A 24,666-nucleotide genomic window follows, 5' to 3' on the forward strand; every position below is an offset into this window, starting at 1 on the left:
AGTTTTTTCATTTCTTGTCGAACTTTTCCGGTTCGGCCGCCTCTCACCGAAGCAGCTTGAATAGTATACTACCCCATGCGCCTTTTGTCAACAGCTTTTTACTATTTTTTTGCTTTTTCCCTTTTTGCTGAATTGACCGACCAACCCAAGCTCTTTACACCCATGTCTTACCCATTATTAACCGTCCTTTGATCATTCTATAACCTCCCCATCTCCTGGGTCTTCGGCGGCGCGAATCTCCTGCGCAAACCGCTCAATCAGATGTTCGCGGTTTTCCGCACACCACTGCGTATCATATCGGATGATGGATACACGGTCGAGTTCGGTCAGCCCCTCCGCTGTTTTTGCGCCGGGATTGACCGGAAGCCGCTCTCCTTTTGCGTCAATATAACATTCCTGCCCACGCCGGCTAAGAACCCAGTCTAAAAAAGTACGAGCGTTTTGCGCCTCTCGCGGGTCAGCATTGCGGATGAGCGCCATTGCACCAATCTCATAGCTTGTACCGTCGCTCGGGAAAATGATTTTGATAGGCAAGCCTTCGTGCGCCTGCCGCAAAGCGTCATGTGCAAATGTGATACACAACGCCGCACCCCCCAGTCCCACTGCAGACGGAGAATACGGGCCGCCTTTGGTATAATAGGCAATGTTTTCGTCCAGCTTTTTCAGGTACTCAAACGCTGCATCCTCTCCACGCATCTGCGCCAGACCAGCAACGATTGTGTAGGAGGTGCCCGAAAGCGAAGGATGCGCCATTACAATCCGCCCACGGAACACGGGGTCGAGCAAGTCATCCCAGGTTTGCGGAAGCGGCAGCTTTTCCTGCGCAAAGGTTTCCTCATTATAGGCAAAGCAGATCGCACCCACATAGCACGGCGACCATGCATGTGCCGCATCCTGATAGATGTCCGCAATCTGCTCCAACCCTTCCGGCTCATACGGTTCGAGCAGCCCCTGTTCTGCAATGGCTATATAGTTTTCGCTTGAACCACCGAACATCACAGAGGCCTGCGGCGCATCCCGCTCCTGCCGCACACGCTCCAGCATATCCGGCGTGGAAAGGTGCTCCCATTCCACGCGGATACCCGTGTCCTTTTCAAACGCGTCGAAATACACCGAAACCTCCGGCTCAGTCAACGGCGTGTAGACAGTCAGTATTGGATACTCCGGCTGCACAGCCGCCTCCACCGTAAAATCCGGCTGCAGCTCCACTTCTGGTTCTCCGTTTTGGGACGTGCAGCCGGAGACCAGCAGCAGCCCCGCTGCGCAGACGCACAGGATGCGTTTTTTCATACGCTGCCCTCCTGCATACGGTATTCCCGCGGCGTCAGTCCAGTGTTCTTCTTGAAAATATAGCTGAAATACTGCGGCTCATTATATCCGATATCAAACGCAATCTCCGACAATTTACGGTCGGTCTCACGCAGCGCCTTTTTGGCTGCCTCAATCCGTGTTTTGGTCAGATATTCAATAAAGGTCTCGCCGGTTTCCTGTGAAAAAATTGTACTGAAGTAATTGGACGAAAAACCAATGGCAGATGCGACCACATGCAGTGAAATATTCGGGTCGGCATAATTTTCACGAATAAACATACGCGCCCTCTCGATTTCCGCGCCATAACGGATGGGCTCGCTCATCCCACGATAGCGTACAACCCGCTCGAGTATCTCGATACAAAAAGCACGCGCGCTGTCCAACTCGCCGGCGGTATGCAGTAGTTTGGATATATCCGAAACATCTTCAAAGCATTCCTGCGGTTCCAGCTGCAATTCGCGCACAAATCGTGAAGCGACCATCAGCAAGTCAACCAGTAAGTAATACCGATACAGCACGCTCTGTACATCCTCTTGGTTAACCGTTGACAAATACGCATTGACCATATCAGGGATATCCTTCTCTTGCATATGGCGGATCTTGTCCACCAGAGGCACATCTGCACCAAGCTCGAGCCTCGATGATGACACAGTCGTCGACAATTCGTCAAATCCTGTGATCCGGCTCTGCTTTAGTCCCGAACCGACGACCTGCGCCGCCTGCCGCGCCTGCTGCAACGCATCCGGCAGCGCGCTGATCCGGTCGCATACACGGCTCAGCCCAATCACTGAAACCGTATCCAGCAGCCGTTCCAACTCATGCTGCAACGCGCGCGCCGCCTCGTACGCAGTTTCCTGCACCTCGTCTGGCGTATTGCCGGTCAGCAGCAAAATACCGCAGTCACAGCCTTTCAGAAATGCCTGCACGGTATCCCGAGCATCGAATAACTGGGAAAACAAGCAGCGAAGCCGTTCTGTCCCCTCACCGCGAAAGCACGCCTGCGGTAGCGAGATGTAGCCCACCTGATACTGTTTTGCCAGCAGGTTAATGCCGAACCGGCTGCTTTGGCCGTGGATATCAGCCGAGGGCAGCGCCCCGCTGACCACCCGCGCCAGAAAATTCTCACGTAGTAGCATATGCTCGTCATCCGTGCGCTGTCTGGCCAGCAGCTGCACCTTGTCCGCCTCGATACGGGCAATAGTATCCTCGAGTGCCTTCCTCAGATTGCCCGGGTCGATAGGTTTAAGCAGATAAGCGTCCACGCCGATCGAAACCGAACGCTGTGCATATTCAAACTCATCATGCCCACTGAGCACAATGATATGTACCCACGGCATGGCGCGGCGCACGAGCGACGCCAACGCAAGCCCGTCCATAAAGGGCATGCGCACGTCTGTGATCAAAATATCCGGCCGCAGCTCCTGAATGAGCGGCAGGGCCATTTCACCATCCGGTGCTTCCCCGCAAAAACTGACCGGTAAGTCGACGCGGTCGATCGTGCGCCGAAGGCCGTCTCGAATGATGTCTTCATCATCTGCCAGAAATATACGATACATTTTCCTGCTCCTTACACGGGATGGTAAACGAAACCGTCGTTCCCTCCCGATAAACACTTGCGATCTGCAGCTCCGTGCCATAATACAGCCGGATGCGCTGCGAGACATTAAACAGTCCAAATCCGCCGGACTGCGTCGCCGGACAGACTCCGGCCGACAGATCCGCTTGCAGTGCGCGCAGTTTTTCCGGTTCGATCCCGATGCCGTTGTCCGAAACGGAAAACGTCATCTGATCCTTGCCCGTGCGCTGAACAGAAACCACGATACAGCCGCGCCCACGCTTTGCGCGCACACCATGATAGATGGCATTTTCCACCAGCGGCTGTAGTAGCAGCTTGAGTACCTGCATATTTCCCAGGCTGCCATCCGCCTCGATGCGATACTCCATCGTGCTGCCATATCGGGTCGCCTGAATGGCAAGATAGCTTTTTACATGCTCGATCTCACGGGAGACCGGGATAAAATCCTGTCCGCTGCTGAGCGAAATGCGCAGAAAGCTCGTCAGCGCCATCGTGATATCCATCACTTCCTGATTGCGCTCTGCCTCAGCTAGCCACACAATCGTATCCAGCGTATTATACAGAAAATGCGGTGTGATCTGTGCCTGCAGCGTCCTCATTTCCGCCTTTTGCAGGTTTTTTTCAGCAATCAGCTGCTCAGCTACCGAATGCTCCAGCCGACTTGCCATGTGGTTCAGGTGGCGCGCCAAACCGCGAAATTCTTCCACCTGCGGCAATGCGGTGCGCGCGTCCCAATCGCCCACCGCAATGGCGGCCGCCATTTTATCCAGCGCCTGCACCGGTTCGTCGATTGCCTGCTGCACATGCTGATAGCTTTTCCGCGCATACCAGCCCGTCATGGCCAACAACGCGAACGAAATAATCACCATAACAAACGTTGTTGACTGGATTTGCCGGTTCAGTTCACCGATGCGCACGATTTCCTCTTCGATATAGTTTTGCAGCATTTCGTCGATCAAGCGCGCTACACTGCTGATTTCCTCCATTACACTTTCACGGTAGGCAACCGCACGGTTTTCCGCAATTTGCTTACCAAGAATATCAAAATAGTTTTTCATGGTCTCTGTCGCGCGGGCAGCCGCCTGCAAATACTGACTGCTCTGCGCGCTGCTGCTGGACTCAAGCACTTGGATTCCGTTCACAATCCGCGACATGTACGCATACTGCTTTCCGTCCTCAAATGCCAGATTGCCCGAAACGATTTGCCACACTTCTTCCGTACTCTGATCCCCGACCGTTTCACGCAATGTGTTGGCCGTTTCGATATTCTCAATACAGCTGCTGTATTGGAAAGACAAGCCGACAATCGTGACAAGCAGCATCAGCACCGGCACCAGCAGCGCACAAATAATCGTGCGGTAGGAACGTTTCAGCGTCAAACGAATGCTGGAAGGGGTCATTTCACTGACCTCCCTTGCTCAAAATCTGCACTGGGCACAGCCGCTCTTCCGGATGTGCGCCGGACAAGCGCTCCTGCACCTCAGCGACCGCCTGCTCGCCCAACAAGGCCGGATCGAGATAAGCCAACCAGCTGATTTTCCCGTCGCGCTGCATTTGCAGCACTTGCTCACTGCCGCCGAAGGCATATATCTGCACCTCGTCTCCGGGTGCTCCGCCTGTCGCCTCCAGTGCCTCCACAGCGCCAATTGTGATCCCATCGCTATGCGCGAGAATTACATCCATTTCGTAGCGATTGCTCGCCAGCCACTCGATCACTTCTTTTGCACGCGAACGCATAAACTCTGTGCTGACGCTGTAATTGATGCGCAGAGGCGACTGCATCTGCCGCAGGCAGTTGCTGAACCCGCCTGTAATCTCCCGCGTGAAGGACGCGTCTACCGTTCCGCACAGTTCCACCACATTCCCGTCATGCTCGCCCGGCGATGCCAGATACGCTAGCGCTGCGTCATGTCCCGCTGCGTTATAATCATAGCCAACATAGCTGACCAAATCCTCCTGCGGTGCAGACGCGCGCTTATTGACTGTGATAATCGGGATACCCGCATCATGCGCCTCTTGAAAAACATAATCCCATCCTGTTTCAGCAACAGGAGAAAGCACAATCGCATCCACCTGATAGATGATCAACGCGCGCACCTGCTCGGCCTGCGCATCCGTGCTGCGCGCCGAATGGAGCGTGATCACATCAAACCCTTGCGCGGCGGCGGAATCCAAAATACTTTCCAGCATCATAGCATGCCACTCATCTTCGCTCGCGGTTGCAACAACACCCACAACATACTGCTCATCCGTTTTCGAGGCCATATCTGACCGCGCATATAGTTGCAGCGCGAGCAAAATCATCCCGGTTGCCAAAAACAGGACTGCACAACCGATCAGTCGGGAAAAAGATTTCATCTCAGCCTCCAGCAAAGATATTTCTGTTTTCATTGTACAACAACGCCCTGCGGGAAACAAGCCGCCAAATAAACAAACAGCGCTGCCGTTAAACCACCGGCAGCGCTGCTCGCTTCCCGCATGCACAATGCAAAGTCATGCGGTACGGATTGTTTACTTGTTCTGGTAGCGCATCATAACGGTTGCAATCTCCGCACGGGTTGCCGTCCCTGCCGGATCGATCGCACCGCCGTCAGAGCCGCTGATCAAGCCTTCACCGATGCACCATGCAACCGCATCCCGTGCCCATCCGGACACGGCATCCGCATCCGGATAGCCGTCCAGTGTATCGTCGGAAACGTCGCTGCTTGCCCCTTGCGTTTTGGCATATCGGTACAGGATCGTTGCCATCTCCTCACGAGTGATTGCAAGGTCGGGCGCAAACATGTTTTCGCTCACACCGGACACGATCGCATTTTCCGCTGCCCAGCCGATTGCCTTGGCGTCGTAACGGTTTGCCGGAACATCTGCGAAACTGCTCGCCGCGCTCTCCGGCTCCTTCGCCTGACGGTGCAGCACTGTCACCAGCATGCCGCGAGTCATCTCGGCATCTGGGGAGAACTCCGTCTCGCTTGTGCCGTTGAACAGCTTGTTTTCCACGACGTAGTCCACCGCGTCGGCCGCCCAGTGCGTCCGGGTATCGGTAAACTTCTGGGACGGACGGACATCCTCGCCGGATGCCTCAACCGTCATGCTCATGTCAGCCTTGGCGGAGTAGTCGTCAAAGTCGTTCTCGTAGCCGTTGTAGAAATCCAGATTTTCGTGACCAGCCGCGCCGCTGAACGTGCCGCGGTTCCAGTCCGCGATGGTCGACCACTTCGCGCTCTGCTCCGCGCCCTTGAGCGTGTATTCCATCACCTTGGGCAGATCGGTGCTGTCGGTGCCAACCGCGCTGTCAAACGTCGTGGTCAGACGGACGAACTTCGCCTCACCGAGTTCGCTCAGGTCGATCGTATTGGCGCCGTTTGCCAGTGTGTACTGTTTGGAGGAAGAAACGTTCTTGCCATCCTGCGACAGTTCAACCTTCACCGACAGACCAGCCTTGCCTTCCACCAGCGCATCATACTGCAGCTCCTGCAGTGCGCCGACAGAGACCCACTCAGTCTGGTGCGTGCCAGTGGTCACGATGTTCTTGGGATTGAAGTCCAGCCAGACTACCATTTTATCTGCCTGAGGACCTGCCGCTGTCGGGTTAGCGTAAACCGCCTTGTTGTCCGCGTCGGACAGCTTGGTGGTGTAGAAGCGCACCTGACCGACCTCGCCCTGCAGCATGCAGTGGTACTTGCCGCGGTTGCGATCGGGCAGCAGATGGCGGGTATAGGTACCGCCGACATACATCGAGCAGCCGGGCCAGTTCTTGATCGGGGAGTCGAATGCCGGTGCAGCGATCGTGCCGCTGACCTCGGTGTTCTGATAGCTTGCGCCACCGGTTGCACGGTCGAACGAGCCGGTGTACTGCACCCATTCGTTCAGCTGTGCGCCGTATTCTGCGCCATTCTGGTTCTTGCCGTCGCTGTCATTCCAGAAATATTCGCCATTGTCGTTGTCAAAGCCTACGCCGTAAGTCAGCTTGCCGGTCGATCGGACTGCCATACGGAACAGATAGTTTGTGCCGTAGTTGATGGTCGAACCCTTCATCATCAGCGGGTTGTGGTCCCAGTCAGTCGAATCGCCCTTGGCAAGACGGCCAATGTTCGCCCAAACCATGCCGGTGACGCCGTCGTCCACCACATAGTTCTGGCGGTCGGGAATCTCGATGTAGTCGTATACGCCGTCCAGCTTCAGGCCGTATTCGTTGTTTTTGCCATAAGTGATCAGGGTCGGCTTGCCGCGGATGATGCCGTCATTGCCTTTACCCGACTTATCCTTGACGATCGGCGTGCCCTGGATCGTGCCTGCGATCGTGACCTTTTTGGCATCGGAATTGCCAATGGCAACCTCATGATCGCCATAAGTATCAAACTGATACACAAATTCAACCGTTTTGGTTTCGCCAGCCGCCAGCGTAACCCGCTGCTCGGCAAGGCTGCTACCGTCCATCACAAAGGCGACCGGCAGGTTGCCTACATCATTGCCAATATTGGTAACATCCGCCTTGACATACAGCACATCCGAATTGATATCGCTCGTCTCACCGTCACCAAGCTTGACGCGCAGGTTGGATGCGGAGTAAGTCGCCGGACGGTAGGTAACGTCCACTATTTTCGTATAGTCGCCCAGCTTGAGCGTGTGTTTGCCCAGATCGGTCAGCGTCAGCTCTGCGGATACCGTCTTGCTCTCGCCCGGCTGCAGCGCTACGACGCGCTCCTTGCCGTATTTTCCGAAATGATACAGATAACGGGTCATGCCGTTGTCGTTCACCGGCAGGCTGACGACAGCCAACCCCTTGCCGGTATTGGTTGCGGTTGCCTTGACCGTAGCCGCGCCGCTCGACTGCACGCTGTCCGGAGAAATCGCGATGTCGCTCAGCTTCACATCTGCGCCGTTCTGCGCCAGCGCCACGGTTTCGATCTCCTTCTCACCGCTTTCGGACAGGCCGAGGTTCGTGTAGGTCAGCACGCCGTCCTTGATATGTACGTCGAGCATGTCGCCCTTGCCGTTTGCCAACAGTTCGGGCAGGTTTTCATCCAGACGCTCGTCATCCGAACCGGTCGAAACCTTGCCGTCGCCCACGCGGGCATCGCCCTGCGTCACATACAACGTTCCTGTGCCAACCGCCGGGTCTGCCGAAGCAATGCGGCTGTATGCGTGGGTATGGCCTGCAAACATTACATTGACATTGTACTTTTCCGCGATCGGCGGGATGTACTTGCGGGTATACAAATCCTCATATGGATGGTGCATGGTCAGTACACGAAAATCCGCATTTTGTGCCTCGTCCGACTGCAGGTCGTTACGCAGCCATTCGAGCGACTTTTCCACGTTCGCATGTGTCTCCGCACTTGCGCTGCCGCCTGCCGAATCCGTGTTCAGCTCGAACAGCGACCACGGGTTGGAGTTCATCATCGTGAAGTGCGTGTTGCCGTAGTTAAAGGAGATATTGGTGCCGTCGGTATTGGAATGGAATTCCTGCTTCTGCACCTCGGTCACATACGCATCAAAATATTCACCGTAGTCATGATTACCGCAGTTATAGATCACCGGAATGTTTTTAATAAATTCCGTTCCGTTCTTGAACCAGAAATTAAACTGATCCTTCTGGGTGCCCGTTCCTTCCACCATATCGCCGGTGTGCAGGACAAAATCCGGGCGGTTGGCCATGATGTAATCGCTGACTGCCTGCGCGGTTTCAAACTTATGTGTGTCCGAAACCACCATAAAGTGGATATCATCCGGGTTTTCGCTCAATGTTTTGAACGTACCGTTTTCCACCGAACCGTCCTTTAGTTCAATGCGGTACTGATAAAGTGTATCCGGGGTAAGGTTTTCCAGCTTCGCCCGGTAAATGTGCATTTTCTCGCCTTCAAAAGCCGGGCCATCCTGCGAATTGATGCTCAGCTCCTGCATATTGTCTGCCGAAGTGCCGTAATAAATTTTGGCTGCATCGCCGGTTTTGCCTTCAAAAGCAACCACCATGCTGTTGGCCTTGGGCGCCAACAGATAAGGGCCATTTTCAAATCCAGCATTGGTTGCAGGCTCATCTGCCGCCAACGCCCCCACTCCCGCTGACATTGCCATCAATACGGCCAATGCCGCCGCGGTCAGCTGCTTATGCAAGCTGAAAAACTTCTTGCGTGCGCTCACTTTCATCCTTCCTTTCTGTACTCTCTGCGGTATTATAAGAATACGCATTCCGGCTCTTGTTTACAATGCAATAACTTATGAAAAAATCTTGCACAGCAGGAAGACATCCGAAAAGACTTATACTTTCTTCCGGAAAAAATCTTAAGTTTTGATAATGCATGATCGAGAACGGTTTGACAATTCCCTTTCGCTTCCATTTCTAGAGTCTGCAAACCAATTTGCGAAAAATTCTTGACATGACCCAGCATTTCTTTCCGAAGCACGATTTTTCTGGCCAAATGTAAAACCTCCTGTGCGTTGCTTCTTTACTACACCGCACGGGAGGTTTATACAAAACTGGGGATGGTATCTTCTATCGGCTACACCATTGAAATTTAAGTCCGTGCAGATACTATTCAACCATCTCCATACATCTTCTTATAATAATTGACATATGCACCGGATGTGATTCGCTCAAGCCAGTCTTGATGCTCTTGATACCATACAATCGTCTCCGCGATGCCCTGTTCAAACGTATATTGAGGTTTCCACCCCAATTCTGTCGTAATCTTAGTATTATCAATTGCATAGCGGCGATCATGCCCAGGGCGATCTTTTACATAGGTGATCAGGCTTTCTGGCTTACCCAGCTCTGAAAGAATCAAGCGAACAATCTCAATATTCGCTTTTTCATTGTTCCCACCGATATTATATACCTCGCCAACTCTACCCTTTTCTATCACAGTTGCAATCGCTGCACAATGATCAGATACATGCAACCAGTCACGAATCTGCATCCCATCGCCATATATAGGCAAAGCCTTATCATTGCTAGCATTATGAATCATTAGCGGAATCAACTTTTCCGGGAACTGATAAGGGCCGTAATTGTTCGAGCATCTGGTAATATTTACAGGCATACCATAGGTTTCATGATATGCTCGAACAACCAAATCTGCACTTGCTTTCGATGCAGAATATGGGCTATTGGGCGAAAGTGGTGTCGTTTCAGTGAACATACCAGTCGCTCCCAATGCGCCGTACACCTCATCGGTAGATACTTGCAAATATTTCACACCCCCACGATATTCACGAGAATATTTATCTTCGGGATGGATTTTCCAATGACGCTTTGCTGCCTCTAAGAGCGTTTGCGTCCCAACAATATTGGTTGTCAAAAACAACTCCGGCTCTTCAATACTGCGATCAACATGACTTTCTGCCGCAAAATGCACCACTGTATCAAAGCAATATTCCGAAAACAGATTTTCGACCAGTTCCTTATCACGAATATCACCCTTGACAAAACAATATCGCTCATCCGTCTCTATCGCAGTCAGGTTTTCTAAATTACCCGCATAAGTCAGCGCATCAAGATTCACCAGTATCTCAATATCATTTTTCTCTCGAAGCAGATAGTGAACAAAATTAGAGCCAATAAATCCAGCCCCTCCCGTAACCAGTACCCGTTTCATGCAAACTCCTCCTCTGCAATGGTATGCAAATACCGTCCATATTCCGTTTTCATCAGCGGTTTTGCTAATGTGAGTAATTGCTCTTTATCAATAAATCCCTTGCGATAAGCGATCTCCTCAATGCATGACACATAGAGTCCTTGACGTTTTTGAATGATACTCACAAATTGAGAAGCCTCCTGCAAGCCCTCATAGGTACCGGTATCCAGCCAGGCCATACCACGGAAAAATTTCACAGCTTTTAGCTGGCCACGCCTTAAATATTCATTATTCACTTCTGTAATTTCGAGTTCCCCACGAGCAGAAGGTTTAATGTTCTTTGCGATCTCCACCACTTGATTATCATAGAAGTAAAGACCGGGAACAGCATAATTCGACTTCGGCTTTTGCGGTTTTTCTTCGAGCGAAAGCACTCGCCCATCTTCGTCAAATGTCACTACACCAAACTCTTTCGGATTGTGAACGGGATATCCAAAAATAACCGCTCCCTTTTCTAACGCTGCTGCTTGCGCTAGCGTTGCTGAAAAACTGGCGCCGTAAAAAACATTATCCCCCAGAACCAATGCTACTTTGCTATCGCCGATAAACTCTTCACCAATGATAAATGCCTCTGCAAGCCCATTTGGCTTCTCCTGCATAGCATAGGCAAATTTCATTCCAAGTTGGCTGCCATCGCCTAAAATCTCCTTAAATACAGAAATATCCCGAGGTGTGGAGATAATCAAAACCTCCCTGATACCTGCTAACATCAAGGTAGATAACGGATAATAAATCATCGGCTTATCATAAATCGGAAGCGCTTGTTTTGATACACCAATTGTAATCGGATATAGGCGCGTACCCGATCCACCTGCCAGAATGATACCTTTCATATCTTTCCACTCATTTCTTTTTGAAAATAAACAGTTTGCTGAAAATATAGTTTAGTCCAATAATAACAACATTAACGATACATTTCGCGAGCATGTCATGCATACCAAGCCAGATAAGCAACAACAACATGCCGTTGTCAATAAAAATGGTGCCGATTCGCATGCCGAAAAATTCACGAAAGTTTTTCCATGTCAGACGAACTCGAAACACAAACAAACTGTTTGTAAAATAAGCATATAAAACAGATAGGATAAATGCTACGGTATTCGCAATTAGCGTATCACATTGATAAGACAGCAACTTGTACACAACAATATTAACAATAACAGTTGAAATACCGCAAACCAGATAGCGAAAGGTTTCTATCAGGAATTCTCGTTCCAGAAATTTTTTCATGATAGATCCCCTAAATAATCCTTTACATTATCAAAATAGGCAAGAGCATGCTCAATACAGATGTCCATATTATAATATTTAAACTCTGCCAAACGCCCACACAAAAACAGTCCATTATATTTTTTCGCGTCATTCAAATATTTTTGATAAAGCAGATTGCTCTCTTCTGTCATAACCGGATAATACGGAATATTGCCAACCTCTGCATCAGGATCATATTGCAGAGGATATTCTGTTGCCACAACGCTTCCCTGCGCCTTGTTATAATCCTTCATTAGTTTATGATACTCTGTTTTTCTGGTATAGCCATCTGCCTGAGGATAAGAGATAATTTCACACGGTAATACACTCGTACTATCTGCATAGTACTCATACCGAATATCAAGCGAACGATACGGAAGCAAGCCATATTTTCGTCCAAATAATTCGTCAATCGCACCGGTATAAACAAGGCAATCTACCTTTTCACCCTCAAAGTAGATAGATCCTGTATCTTCTTCCAGACGCAATAATGAAAGCGCGTCCGTATTCAGACGAACTTCTATATTCGGATGATCGAGCATATTTTCAAACAGCTTCGTAAACCCTTCCGTTGGCAGATACTGAAAATCTTTATTCAAATATCGCTCATCATAGTTCATTGCCATTGGAACGCGTTCCAAAACATACTTATCGATTTGCTCAGGCTGAATCCCCCACATTTTTGATGTATAGGTGCGATATGCCTTTTCAAACAGAAGTGTGCCATAGCCACTGATATCAGGGTCGGCATGGTCAACCAGTTCCAAAATCGGTACACGATCGCGTCCATAAAAAGCTTCTCTGAGTTTTGCAAGCAGAGATTCTGCCTTCTCCGCACCAATCAGCTGCTGCACAGAGGTAAAGTTAAATGGGAGCTGCACATAACTTCCATCAATAAAGCTAAGCAATCTGGCGTTATGCGGATGCAGTGCTCCATATTGTTTTAAAAAACGAATAACCTCATAATGATTTGTATTCAAAAAATGAGGGCCATATTTTTGTACCAAAATACCATGCTCGTCTACTTCATCAAAAGCATTTCCACCTATATGGGAACGTCGTTCTATGACGATAACGGAATATCCCAGCTCCTCTGCGATTTTTCTAGCCAGAATACTACCCGAAAAGCCTGCGCCAACTACAATAATTCTTCCCATCATCTTCATCCTTTCAGCATGACTAAAATTCAAATGCTTTGCAGCCACTCATTAATTCTAGTCCTTTCAGACAAACCGGTCAACAAATCCAGCTTCGAAGAATCAAACATTGTATCCCCTGACTCTATTTTTAAAGCATATTCTGGCCATTCAATATATTCTACACGACCGCCAAATCTGTTTACAATTAAACCTGCAAGATCCTTAAGCGACAAATTTTCTCCACCAATGTTGTAAACTTGATTATCACAAGCTTCATTTATTCCTAAAAACAATAAGTCGTTACACAAATCATCTATATAAGTAAATGTTCGCGTTTGATGCCCATCTCCAAATAATTTAATACTTCCAGTTTCCCTAAGTTGATGAATAAAAAAACCAATCGTACCATATGCACTTACCTCTCCAATATGCGAGCCATATGGCACACAAATTCTCGCAACACTATATCGGATTCCATACAAATTTTTATACATTTCCAAATATTGCTCACACATAAATTTTTGAAGCGCATAGGGTGTTAGAAATTGTTTTTCTGCATCTTCTGTTAACCGATGCTCTGCCCCCTTATATACTAGCCTTGTTGAGGGAAAAACAATTTTAACAAATGGATTACATTCTTTTGCAGCATTCAACGTGTTAACAAGTGCGCGTATATTTAAATTTAAAAACTCGTCGTGTTGCTCAAACCCTTGTAGTGTTCCTGTTTTGCCCGTAAAAAAATAAATTACATCACAGCTACTTGCAACATTTCTCATGTCTTCTTTGGAAAACACATCAATTGGAGTATAATTTTCATATCCATCCAGTTGTCTGTCTTCATAGCCATATGCATATAGTCGAATGTTTGCTTTATTTTTACACAGAAATGTAAAATTTCTTGCCAAGTAGCCATTGGCACCTATGACAGCGATTCTTGTCATCTTTAATTCTTCTCCATTATTTCTTGCATCATAGATGATTGCATAAATATATCATCACTTTGCATCGGAATTTCGAAAACTTTGTTCGCAAATACTTGCATTGAATGTAAAAACTGGTCATCTGCATCCAATTCTATCTTACTCTCATCCGAAGATGTGCGCAGAATAAGACTTGGTTTCACGCCATCACCAGCGGTGAAGATACGAGGAGCAATCAGCGTTGCCTTGCTGCTCCAAACTTCAAGCTGACACTGATAGGCATTATCCATACCAAATGAAAGCTGTGCCACCTCACCTGCATCGTTCTCCATAACAGCACTACCGTACAAATCAACCCCAAAGCCCTCTGGCTGAACAAGTTTTGAGTGCACGACCTTCGCTGTATCACCGAGCATTTCGAGCGCTAAACGAACTGGATAGCCGCCGCAATCCAATAATGCGCCGCCCCCTAATTCCTTATTATAGCGAAAGTCTCCCTGCGAACGCATGGGAAACCCAAACGACATTCGGTAAAGACGAATCTCACCCAGTGTTCCATCTGCAATCATTTGTTTGATCTTTGCAAGTTGGCTATGGTAGAGGAACATATAATTTTCGTGTACTGCAAGTCCCTTTTCCTCTGCCAGTTTCAAAAGCTGCTCTGTATCATGCAGGTTTGTAGTAAACGGCTTTTCCATCAAAAGATGTTTTCCTGCCTCCAACACCTTCTTTCCCCATTCAAAGTGAAGAGCAGGTGGCAGTGGAACATAAACTGCATCGATACTCTTGTCTGCAATAAGCGCATCATAGGACTCATATACCTCTCCGCCAAAAGCTTCTCGGAATTTCTCTCCCTTTTGAGGGGTACGAGATGCTACACCAACATAAGTAATACCATCACACTTGCTCAGTGCAGGCAAAAATCTGCGAAAAGCGATATCTGCCGTTCCCAAAATCCCAAGTCTCACTTTTTACACCTCCAATAGAGAAAGTAAATTGCGCAACTGAATATTAAGCGTATTATTCACCTGCACAAGTTCGTTTAACGTTCGGTAATCCGTCCAAAAATACCCCTCTGGCAACGGCGGCATTTCTTCCTCCCGCACCTTCATCAGAATATTTCGGTTTTGCTCATGATAGAATCGTCCGCCCTCTTCAGAAAGAAGATGATCAAAAAATACGCCCTTCCCTTTTGCAAGATAATCAAAAAAAATTTGTTCTATTTCATTTTCTTCATGTCCGTGCATCGGTACAGCTTCTCTCTGCACTGTAGGCCCAAGCTCAATTTCATCAAAACAGCCAAGCTCTGGCGCTGTCTTTACAAGGAATTTCAGCACTCCTTGTTTTTCACAACAAATCAGGCCAAAGGTCGCAATACCCATCGCTTCAAACAACGGCTGTGTCCATTGTTTTACCTCTCGCCCTTCAATGGCTATATCACAAAAAATCACCCGGTATGGGTAGGGCATTTTATGGGAAATTTTGTCATCCTGCATTGTCCAACCTTGTAACTGATGCAGTGGAACAAACTTGCCTTGCGTCGCATGAAACATCTTAAAGTCATTGATGCTGTGGTAGATCTCCGGCAAAGAATTTATTCCATCTCCAAAAAAAACAGACTGAAATAGAGCTTGATCAGAAAACAGGCTACTAAGCTCTTTTTGCTGATCATTAGTGAGACGCAATGCATGATATGGAATACAGGATAACACCGTTCTGGTATCCATATTCACCAGATTGTCCACTCGCATCAGTGCTTTTATTTGTCCCAACGTCATCCATTTATGCGATGGCAACACGCTAATTTCCTCATTAACTCGTATCAAAATATTACGATTGCGTTTCTTATAAAAGCGCGAAGACTGTTCAGATTGAATTTGATCCACTACAATTTCATATTTTGAAGCATTTTCAAAATACTCGAGATATGGCGGTTTTGCTCCACCGTGCTTTTGTGTAAAGTTGCTCTTCGTTGCTTGAATGGTAGGAGAAAGCTGTATTTTATTAATGTTACCCGGCTCGACTTTTGCCTGCATTAAAAAATGCATTACACCGTTTATTTCTTGACAAATGATACCCAAAAATCCGATCTCTTGCTGTAAAATCACCGGCTGCCTGATAATCGCCCCATCATCACTGGTCTTTTCAAACCCCACAATCGAAAAGAAACTGTTATTTTTGTTGTGGATAGTCCCCTTATCTGCATCATAAAACCAAAATACGCTATCCGACAGCTTGTTTTTATGAATGTCGACTTCAACCGTTTCATTTAGGCTGTTCACCCAGCTGAGAATTTCCTGCGTTGAATTTACACCTTGCTCTTTCTCCGCCCAACTTTTTACAATCGAATATAGGGTATCTTGCTGCATATTTATTTTACTTCCTTTTCTTCTTCACTCTGTTCGAAATTGATTTTCTCGCCTACCACTACGAGCGGCCTTTTCATGGAACGAGTGTTGATACTGAGTACATACTCACCCAAAATGCCCATAAAGAATAGCTGCACTGCGCCAATAAAAAAGACGCCAATGATAATGGTTGCTGTTCCATACGGATATTGATTCCAATGAAGAATTTTGGATACTAAAACAAAAATTGCAAAAATCGCGCTAAGAATTCCTAAACCTGCACCTAAAAAAGTCGCAATTCGCATTAAAATTTTGGTATATGATGTAATCCCTTGCATTGCCAGATCGTAATTCTTGAGAAAGTTTGCACCAGATTTTCCTCTAACACTTGCTGCCTGCTCATATGGTACAATGCTTTGCTCAATCGCTAGTTCAGCTACAATTCCTTTTAAATATGGCATTGGGTCATCTATTTTTTTGAGAATATCAATAAAACTTCTATCATATAGCCCAAAACCATTAAAGTGTTCAATTTGCTTCGACTCTGACAACATCCCCATAAGTTTATAGTAAAACCTTCTCATAGCGTACATAATTGGATTTTCGTTGCCTTTTGTCCGTTGGCCAATGACCACCTTACTTCCGGCTTCCCAACGTTTCACCATTTCGGGTAAAAGTTCGGGCGGATCTTGCAAATCTCCAAATAGCATAAATGTTGCGTCACCGTTACCATATTGCATAGTAGCAAAGACATTTCGGCTGAATCCAAAATTACGGGCATTAAATACCGCCTTTACCTTTTTATCCTCTTTACACAACTTGCGAATTTCCGCTCGAGTATTATCAGGAGAGTAGTCATCCACATAAATGATTTCATAATCGTACTGTGAAAGTTGTTCTCTAAACACCTTCATCAATCGGTCATACATCTGACGAACACTTTTTTCTTCAGACCAACAGGGTATTGTTACGCTGATTGTTTTTTTATTCATATAAATTATTCCTCTTTCGTTATAATATCACACAGCAGTCGGTGCACTTTCTGCGAAATATGCAAATTTGATTGATAATTTTCTGATCTTATGAATGCTTCAAAAAAAGAAATAGCATGCACAAGATTATTCTGCTCATCATATTTCCATGATCGTGTTGACTGCAATTCACAGCCCCCTTGATTTAACTCATATAGATTTTGACGAATTGTTGCATCAGGGTCCAGCATATCGAAACATATACTCCCTTTTTCTCCATATATATATATACAGCGTTTTTTCTGTGGGCAAAGCAAGCTGCACTCCAATTTCACTTGCATCCCATGAGCATCTTCAAGCAATACACTTTCTATCTGTCCATGCACATTTTTGTGCCCCGTACGCTGAATTTTCTCAATCTGTATATCAGGAAACCAAGTACAGATTACCGAAACAAGATGAATCCCAATGTTCTCCCATATGCTGTCTCCCTGATAAAACTTACCAAATTGCAACAGTTGCCCTTCAATCAAGCAGATGTTACCCAGTAAATGCAGTCTCTCCTTTATTAACTGGATAGATGGGGAAACCGTATAGATGTAATCAGTGAAAAGCACCTTTTGCTTGTTCTGTGCAAGCTCCACTAATTCCTGATGGTTTTGATTGTATTTCACCAAAGGTTTCTCGCAAAAAACATGCTTGTTGCTTTGCAAAGCCATCTTGCAAATATCATAGTGCAGCGAAGATGGTAGACAGATAAAAACTGCCTCAATTTCAGAAGCATGCATAATGCTGTTTAGATCATCTGTAAAGATATCTCCCTCGTGCTTCTGCATGCTGCGCACATAAATTTTTTTCAAATTCATTGTTGGACTTTTGTGGATATATTTTTCAATGATTTGTCCCCAATATCCATACCCAAGCAACGCTACATCCATTGTTTTCCCTTTCTGTATTAAAGTTTTTCTACGTTTTCTACGAGATAGCTTTGTTTTTTAAACGAAAGCATAAGGATCAACGACAGGAATTTTATCATTACTGCAATTAACGCAAACATTCCGGTCATGCCACCTGTTAACACCAGCATGGTAGTCGTCCAACCTGAAACCGGATTCCCCATAAGATAGACTGCAAATGTGTAGATTAAAATGGCAAGCGTGCCCAACAGCATAATTCCTGTTAATCCCACACTAAATTTGTATCCAAAATCAGTGTATAACGCCAGACTATCCACTGCAAGTTCAAATTTATCGGATTTTTGTCTTTTAATTTTTCCCTTGAACTCAATCTCTGCCATTTTGAGGCCGCTTGCTGCGTAAGTTGCTTTTCTGTACGGAAGGTTGTTACTAATTGCATGAGCGCGGTTAATTGCTCTTCTGGAAACCAGTCTGAACGCGTCTGAACGCAATTTATATTCCGCATTGCTATGCCTATTAAAAATATGATAGAAAAGCTTGCTTGTAACCTTTTCTTCAGAAGGACATACGGTAACGATATCATTGCCTTTCATTGCAAGCTCATACGCATTCCAAATTTCCTCTTTTGCATAAGGCATATCGGTTGTATCAAACTCATATACATAGTCACCGATGGACACATCCAGTCCCGCGTTCATACATTGCTCGTGCGGCTGTTTAAGCGACATATGCACAAGTGTCAACGGCATATTGATCTCACTTGCGAAATCACGAAGTTTTTTATCATTATGATTAGCTTCATCTGCTGTCACTGCAATTAATTCATACTTCAAAAAATGCTCTGCTAGCACTTGATTAAGCGTACGAAAAAAGTGTATGTCTCCTTCATCAGCGCGATCGACATATACAACCGCAGATATATAGTTCTGCTCTTTATTTTTGGCAGTAGGCATCATAATACAAGCACCTCATCTAAATCATATACGGTATTGATCTTTCCTGACAAAACACTCACAAAGGTCGGTTCGTCAAAAAACTTTCGAATTACTGTTGGACGGGAATCATCAATTTCACTCGCTTTTAAAATGGGTTTCATGCTAAAAAGGCTCTCCACATATTCAAATTTCAAATCCGGATGGAGATATTTCTTTGCCAGTTGACTCATATTTGGCCATGCACTTTCCGGTTTTGCAACACATTCATTACAATTAAACAGGCACCCTGGCTTGCATGCTCCGCCGCTCTGCTCTTGGCATGGAAATGTTGCCACTGTATCATACGATGTTTGATGTGGCGTGAATGCAACGCTGGTTAAGCTGTGATATCCTGTTTTGCCAAATGGCATGATGGAGAAGAATGGTCCGTCCATAACCGTAATACCCGTATCCTTAAAATTATCAGATACATTGCATAGAATAATTTCACAAAGCTCGTACTTAATCTTAAATGGCTCTACTCCAACCATCTGATGAATTTCATTCACGCCCGCATAAGTAGCATTGAGGATATACGGTGTTTCTGCATTGACATCTCCTGCTTTGATCGTCCATGTCGCCGCATTTCTAACAATTTTCTCCACTCGATGATTGTACAAAATTTCAATATTGCTGTGTTTAGAAATCTGCTCCAAAAACCATCTTTTCAGGATCTGCGCATCATACGTATATTCAGTTGTCAAATAAGCACCATCGCACATTCCTGGATTAAAATATTTTGTCGGCGCAACATCATCACAACGGATATCTGCATCTTTACAAAATTTGCGAAATGCATCTGCATTGGTCCAGCTGAAATTCGCACTGGTTGCATACACTTGATCAAATTCTGTCAGAATGCAAAATCCATAGTCTTCGCAAAACCGCTCGAAATAGTGCGCGCTCTTAATGGCCGTAGAGTAACTGCGCGGATAGTGATATCCCATATGCACACGCGCTTGGTTAATATAAGTTGCTCTTGAAAATGGCGCACTGTCACATTCCAGCACAAGCACTTTCTGACCAGCTTGTCCGCATTTCAGCGCGCTATAAAGCCCATATAGCCCCGCCCCTATAATCACCTTATCGTAATTCATGCCATTTCCTCTATTTCATATTCATACGTTTTTTCAGCGCAACAATTTGTCTTAGATATTCCTTTATCAATGCCCCTGTTTTTACAGTTGTATTTTTCGCATCATCTTCCCACTTCACTGGCAGCTCCACTACATTAAATGAATGTTTTTCTGCTCGAATGAGCAGCTCAATCAGATAAAACCATCCATTTTGAGGCTCTGCATAGGTCATCAGTTTTTCAAGCGCCTCTTTTCTAAAAAACTTGAACCCACAGATTGCATCGGATGCTTTCATATGGAATACCAACTTCAAAATCGTAACAAGCCCAATCGATGTAATATTGCGATAAAACTTTCTTCCACTTGTATCCGATTTTTTATTCCAGCGTGATGCATTTACCATATCGGCTTGCGGATTGTTTTGGAAAATTTGCATCATTTCGGGAATATGCTTGATATCTGTTGCCAAATCTATATCCATATATCCTACAATATCACAGGTATTTTTTGCTACGCCGGCGCGAAATGCTGCACCAACACCTTTTTCGGCAATTCTGATATAGTGTACGATCCCTTCGAATTCAGAACAGAGCTGCTCGGCTATTTGCTGCGTCTTATCTGACGATGCATTATCCACAATCGTTAATTGATACTCAAAATCAGCTTTTTGAGCTAAATATTTTTGTGTTATTTCCACGCCCCTACGAAGTCTCTTTTCTTCATTATATACTGGCAATAAAATATTTAATGTCATAGTGCTACTCCTCACAATTTCAATAGGTGCAGGCATATTTTTATCAATAAGTGACGCTATCATATACTGATGACAATTTTATCACCATTGTATCATTGATAATTTGAATGGAACCCTGCTCGGGGTAAAGCGGCATATTTTGGTATTGTTCAGTTGGTATAATATACTTAAAATCCTCAACGGTTGTCTGCTGGTAGGATATTCCAATAAATTGGTGCATAATTCCAGTCCATTCCATCTGTGCACAAGACAAATCTGCCCAAACCATACCAGAATCCGCTGAATGAGCACTGGTATAATCATAAATTTGATTATGTATGCGCGGGTATAATTCAGGATTCTCTGTTCCACAAAACATTACCTTCATTCCCGGAGTATATCCATCCACTTCCTCCATATCGCTCACTAATCTATTGGCGAGTGAAACAGCCTTGTTTTGCGTAAGTTCCATTGCAAGATAATTCGCTGTATTATATTTCCAATAGCTATTGCATAGCAGTAACATAGCAATTATCAGCACATATTGCATACCAATCAAAATTTGTTTTTTATCCGTTATTTCCAATTCTTGAATAAATGCCGAAACGCCAAACAGCATGGGCAATAACAATGGTACCATGAATCCCCACGGTGTAATATGCGTTGGAGAAAGAATCAAGAGGAAAAGCATTGCAAACGGTAAGAGCACTATGATAACGACTGATAAAGCACCCCTCCACCACTGCGCTCTTCTAATTTTACACAACAAACCTACCAATCCGACTGCCAAAATAATGATATTTAGAATATGAAGTCCCCATTCACCATTATTATAGGCATTTGGCGAAATATAAAAACCAATTGCAGTTGTGTATATGTCTTTAATGATCGGTCCCCAATTCGCAGGATTCAGTATTGCCTCTATTCCCGAATATGATGCCACTGCTGTTGGAATATGCAACCATGCACATGCTGCATGATATATTACAAAGTATGCTATTCCACCCAAAACACCTACTACCAGCATACGCATCGCTGATAGTGCGATCATTTTCAAATTTTTGTTCTCAGCCAGCAATTGGCGGATAATAAGCAATAAAGCTAATGTAATTGCTGCTGCAATACTACTTTGGTATAGTCCAAGTGAAATGCACATTGCCACTGCACCTGTAATGATACCATATCTTTTATTGCTTAGCCATATTGCAAACATAGCAAAAAACAGAGAAGCAACGTATGCTTCTATGTAATAAAAGAGTTGGGTCATCCAAGCATATGCCGGAAATACAGCCATTAACGCACTAATAATAAAAACCATTAAGGAGCTTTTTATCTGAAGTATATGGCAAAGAAGTACAGCTGTTAATCCAATAAATACAAATGCAATTGCGCAACTATAATAAGTTAGGTTAAAAAAATGTTTAAAATACCCAATTAACGCTAAAACAAATCGTCCCAGCTGAAAATCCTAATACCATGGTGTAAAAGGATCTCCATACACCGCATCCGGAGTCTGCAGTCGAAGCGAGTATGCAGGAAAATTTATAATAATTGATGTAATTACAGCAGTAAAAAAAGCAATCCAAGTTGTTTTCGATACTTTTCTTACCCTTTCAACAACCCATTCATCTGCTCTTGGCAGAACTTTCATATTCTCACCAATCCTTTTTATTTTCTCAAATATGCTCTCATTGCTAAATCTGTCCGATCCTCAAGTAGTTCAAAATGTTCATCTAAAATTACTTGGATGTTTTGCGGAATACCAACTAATGTATATTGGATATAAAGTTTGTCAAATTCAAGCAACTCGGTTTCCGGATTAGCAAACTGATAAATGTTATAGCAATTTATCGGATCGCGTCTTCCTTGCTTTGTCAAATAATACTCACTCCAGCCATCTGCAACAAAATCTGTTGTCATAACCAAGACCGCTGTTTTCTCATCATAAATATCATTTGCCTGTTCATATAACCAGTCCGCTGATTGACGATACGGCTCTACCGGCCACATTGCCGTTTTGACTGCTTGCACAACAGATGTTGAAAGTGTAATTGCCAAAAAGATTGCTGCTGTGCATCGACAATTTAATTTTTGATTACAAAAGACCTCATCCATTTTACGTAAAATCATATCAAGCCATAATCCAGTTACAAGCCAAACAAAAGGTGTCAGCACCAAAAAGTAGCGTATCTCCCACTTTGTAGACACGGTATTAATATAATTGCCATAAATGAACATGGCACCAATCAACAAAACAATTGATATGCAGCAAAAACCCAAATAAAAATGCTTTCTTTCATAATCCTTATCTCGATTGAGCAAAATGCTCACAACAGCTGCGGTAAATCCTAAAATGAATAGCAGCACTGTGATATTATTATTTCCTGCAAGTAAAACAATTAATTCTTTGACTTGAGCAAGCGCTGGAACAGGATACCACGTGGCTAATTGACTGGAATCAACATGACGAAGTGTTACAAAATATACTACCGCAACCCATGCAACCGAAAGAACTGCTGGAAATATATAATAGCCAATTAATTTTTTCAACGAGATACGTTTTTTCCAATATAAAAAAGCATCTGCCAAAAAAAACAGGCCACACACAAGCATACCAAAATAATGACTCATCGCAAGCGCAGCAATGGATAGGCTAAATAATATTCCAAATCCTTTTTTATCCTGACGAATCACATGGATATATAATGCCAAACTTATAAAAAGAGACGGCAATGCATAGGAACGCAATTCATATGCCTGCCTTAACCAAACTGTTGAAGATGTTGCCATCAATAGTGAGCAAAAAACACCTGCAAATTTAGACCCGGTTAGTTCTGTTGCCATTCGTCCAATAAAATACACTGCGAGAACTGTTGGCACAATAGAAACTAAAAGCAACCATTGCTCACCATATGGCGCTATTCGATACCAAATACTGCATACAATATCATAAAGAGGGGGCGAAAAATCTTGTGCTCGAATACAAATTAATATATTTTCTATAATGCCTTTTGAAGCAAAACTTACTTGAGCAACTTCATCAGTCCAGAAAGAACTTACATCCGCATATTTAATCATAAGAAAAAATACGACTACGGAAATTATAGCAGGTGCGATTCGCCTATCGACTGCCTTCTTCCATTGTTCTTTTTCATTAATTTTCAGCCTCTGATATAATCTTTCCACTTGCCACAAGATTCCGCTTAATATTACAAAAACCAAAGTGAATACTGCTATCTGCTGAAATGCCTGTCTTATCAACATCGCACTGGCGCTTTTCCCCAGTTGTACAGTTATAGCGCCATTCACTTCCGAGTAAGTGTCAATAGTACTTTCAGTATTTATTGAACTAACTTTACACATTCCACTCCAAGGACTTGTTGTGAATTGCAAAAAGCGCTCAGTTCCCACTGGGATTTGCAACGTTATTTCTCTTGTTGTACCTTGTGGCTGCCTACCATCACTTTCGTTACGCCATGCATAATTTTCACCAATCCAGAACCATTTTCCATTTTCAGGTGTAGGAATCTCAATAGTTTCCCCATCCACCAAAATAGCGTTCAACAACACTTCATCAGCCTGTGCCGATGTATTTTTTTCTCCAAGAGCTTGAATAGTGATAGTATCAGTTACTGGAGGCAAAAATGTCGAAATTGTTTGTGCCAATAAAGCAAAGGCAATCACAAAAATTACATTCGTTTTGGCCCACCTTATCGATATGCAATTGCTTTTTATCATCGCAAAAGCTACTGCAAGCACTACAAGCAGTTTAACTATAAATACAAGCGAATTCACTAAAAATCTCCTTCTGATAAG

Annotated in this window: 20 protein-coding genes; all 20 read right to left on the minus strand. The window is 45.1% G+C overall.

The window, feature by feature from the left end:
* Positions 1-192 precede the first annotated feature (192 nt).
* Positions 193-1,290 carry an ABC transporter substrate-binding protein gene (locus tag ACESSO_RS16425; protein WP_373166636.1) on the minus strand — a complete coding sequence of 366 codons (1,098 nt, stop codon included), beginning with the start codon at positions 1,288-1,290 and terminating at the stop codon, positions 193-195.
* A complete protein-coding gene (locus ACESSO_RS16430) occupies positions 1,287-2,867 on the minus strand; it encodes a response regulator (RefSeq protein WP_373166637.1) in 1,581 nt (526 codons plus the stop codon). The genes ACESSO_RS16425 and ACESSO_RS16430 overlap by 4 nt, the downstream gene beginning before the upstream one ends.
* Positions 2,842-4,287 carry a sensor histidine kinase gene (locus ACESSO_RS16435; protein WP_373166638.1) on the minus strand — a complete coding sequence of 482 codons (1,446 nt, stop codon included), beginning with the start codon at positions 4,285-4,287 and terminating at the stop codon, positions 2,842-2,844. Before ACESSO_RS16435 ends, ACESSO_RS16430 begins: the two co-directional genes overlap by 26 nt.
* 1 nt (position 4,288) lies before the next feature.
* On the minus strand, positions 4,289-5,245 hold the full coding sequence (locus ACESSO_RS16440) for a substrate-binding domain-containing protein (RefSeq protein ID WP_373166639.1): 957 nt from the start codon (positions 5,243-5,245) through the stop codon (positions 4,289-4,291).
* Between the two features lie 153 nt (positions 5,246-5,398).
* A complete protein-coding gene (locus ACESSO_RS16445; protein WP_373166640.1) occupies positions 5,399-9,034 on the minus strand; it encodes an S-layer homology domain-containing protein in 3,636 nt (1,211 codons plus the stop codon).
* 26 nt (positions 9,035-9,060) lie between these two features.
* Positions 9,061-9,306, minus strand: coding sequence for a hypothetical protein (locus ACESSO_RS16450; protein ID WP_373166641.1), 246 nt, complete (start codon positions 9,304-9,306; stop codon positions 9,061-9,063).
* 117 nt (positions 9,307-9,423) lie between these two features.
* Positions 9,424-10,482 carry a dTDP-glucose 4,6-dehydratase gene (gene rfbB / locus ACESSO_RS16455; RefSeq protein ID WP_373166642.1) on the minus strand — a complete coding sequence of 353 codons (1,059 nt, stop codon included), beginning with the start codon at positions 10,480-10,482 and terminating at the stop codon, positions 9,424-9,426.
* On the minus strand, positions 10,479-11,354 hold the full coding sequence (gene rfbA, locus ACESSO_RS16460) for a glucose-1-phosphate thymidylyltransferase RfbA (RefSeq protein ID WP_373166643.1): 876 nt from the start codon (positions 11,352-11,354) through the stop codon (positions 10,479-10,481). The genes rfbB and rfbA overlap by 4 nt, the downstream gene beginning before the upstream one ends.
* A 10-nt stretch (positions 11,355-11,364) precedes the next feature.
* Positions 11,365-11,751 (minus strand): GtrA family protein, encoded by a 387-nt coding sequence (locus tag ACESSO_RS16465; RefSeq protein ID WP_373166644.1) that lies wholly within the window; start codon positions 11,749-11,751, stop codon positions 11,365-11,367.
* A complete protein-coding gene (gene glf, locus ACESSO_RS16470; protein WP_373166645.1) occupies positions 11,748-12,938 on the minus strand; it encodes a UDP-galactopyranose mutase in 1,191 nt (396 codons plus the stop codon). The genes ACESSO_RS16465 and glf overlap by 4 nt, the downstream gene beginning before the upstream one ends.
* 20 nt (positions 12,939-12,958) lie before the next feature.
* Positions 12,959-13,852: an NAD-dependent epimerase/dehydratase family protein gene (locus ACESSO_RS16475; RefSeq protein WP_373166646.1), complete on the minus strand. Its 894-nt coding sequence runs from the start codon at positions 13,850-13,852 to the stop codon at positions 12,959-12,961.
* Between the two features lie 2 nt (positions 13,853-13,854).
* Positions 13,855-14,799, minus strand: a complete 945-nt coding sequence (locus ACESSO_RS16480) for a Gfo/Idh/MocA family protein (protein ID WP_373166647.1) — start codon at positions 14,797-14,799, stop codon at positions 13,855-13,857.
* 3 nt (positions 14,800-14,802) lie between these two features.
* A complete protein-coding gene (locus tag ACESSO_RS16485) occupies positions 14,803-16,200 on the minus strand; it encodes an NDP-hexose 2,3-dehydratase family protein (protein ID WP_373166648.1) in 1,398 nt (465 codons plus the stop codon).
* 2 nt (positions 16,201-16,202) lie between these two features.
* Positions 16,203-17,171, minus strand: a complete 969-nt coding sequence (locus tag ACESSO_RS16490) for a glycosyltransferase family 2 protein (protein WP_373166649.1) — start codon at positions 17,169-17,171, stop codon at positions 16,203-16,205.
* A gap of 5 nt (positions 17,172-17,176) precedes the next feature.
* Complete coding sequence (locus ACESSO_RS16495; RefSeq protein ID WP_373166651.1) at positions 17,177-18,088, minus strand: Gfo/Idh/MocA family protein; 912 nt, start codon at positions 18,086-18,088, stop codon at positions 17,177-17,179.
* Positions 18,089-18,105: 17 nt separating this feature from the next.
* Positions 18,106-19,023, minus strand: coding sequence for a glycosyl transferase family 2 (locus tag ACESSO_RS16500; RefSeq protein WP_373166652.1), 918 nt, complete (start codon positions 19,021-19,023; stop codon positions 18,106-18,108).
* Positions 19,020-20,138 carry an FAD-dependent oxidoreductase gene (locus tag ACESSO_RS16505; protein ID WP_373166653.1) on the minus strand — a complete coding sequence of 373 codons (1,119 nt, stop codon included), beginning with the start codon at positions 20,136-20,138 and terminating at the stop codon, positions 19,020-19,022. The genes ACESSO_RS16500 and ACESSO_RS16505 overlap by 4 nt, the downstream gene beginning before the upstream one ends.
* Before the next feature lie 10 nt (positions 20,139-20,148).
* Positions 20,149-20,871 carry a glycosyltransferase gene (locus tag ACESSO_RS16510; RefSeq protein ID WP_373166654.1) on the minus strand — a complete coding sequence of 241 codons (723 nt, stop codon included), beginning with the start codon at positions 20,869-20,871 and terminating at the stop codon, positions 20,149-20,151.
* 43 nt (positions 20,872-20,914) lie between these two features.
* Positions 20,915-22,309 (minus strand): glucosyltransferase domain-containing protein, encoded by a 1,395-nt coding sequence (locus tag ACESSO_RS16515; protein ID WP_373166664.1) that lies wholly within the window; start codon positions 22,307-22,309, stop codon positions 20,915-20,917.
* 209 nt (positions 22,310-22,518) lie between these two features.
* Positions 22,519-24,645 (minus strand): hypothetical protein, encoded by a 2,127-nt coding sequence (locus ACESSO_RS16520; RefSeq protein WP_373166655.1) that lies wholly within the window; start codon positions 24,643-24,645, stop codon positions 22,519-22,521.
* Positions 24,646-24,666: the final 21 nt, after the last annotated feature.

Source organism: Agathobaculum sp. Marseille-P7918, from assembly GCF_964248325.1.
Taxonomy (GTDB): domain Bacteria; phylum Bacillota; class Clostridia; order Oscillospirales; family Butyricicoccaceae; genus Agathobaculum.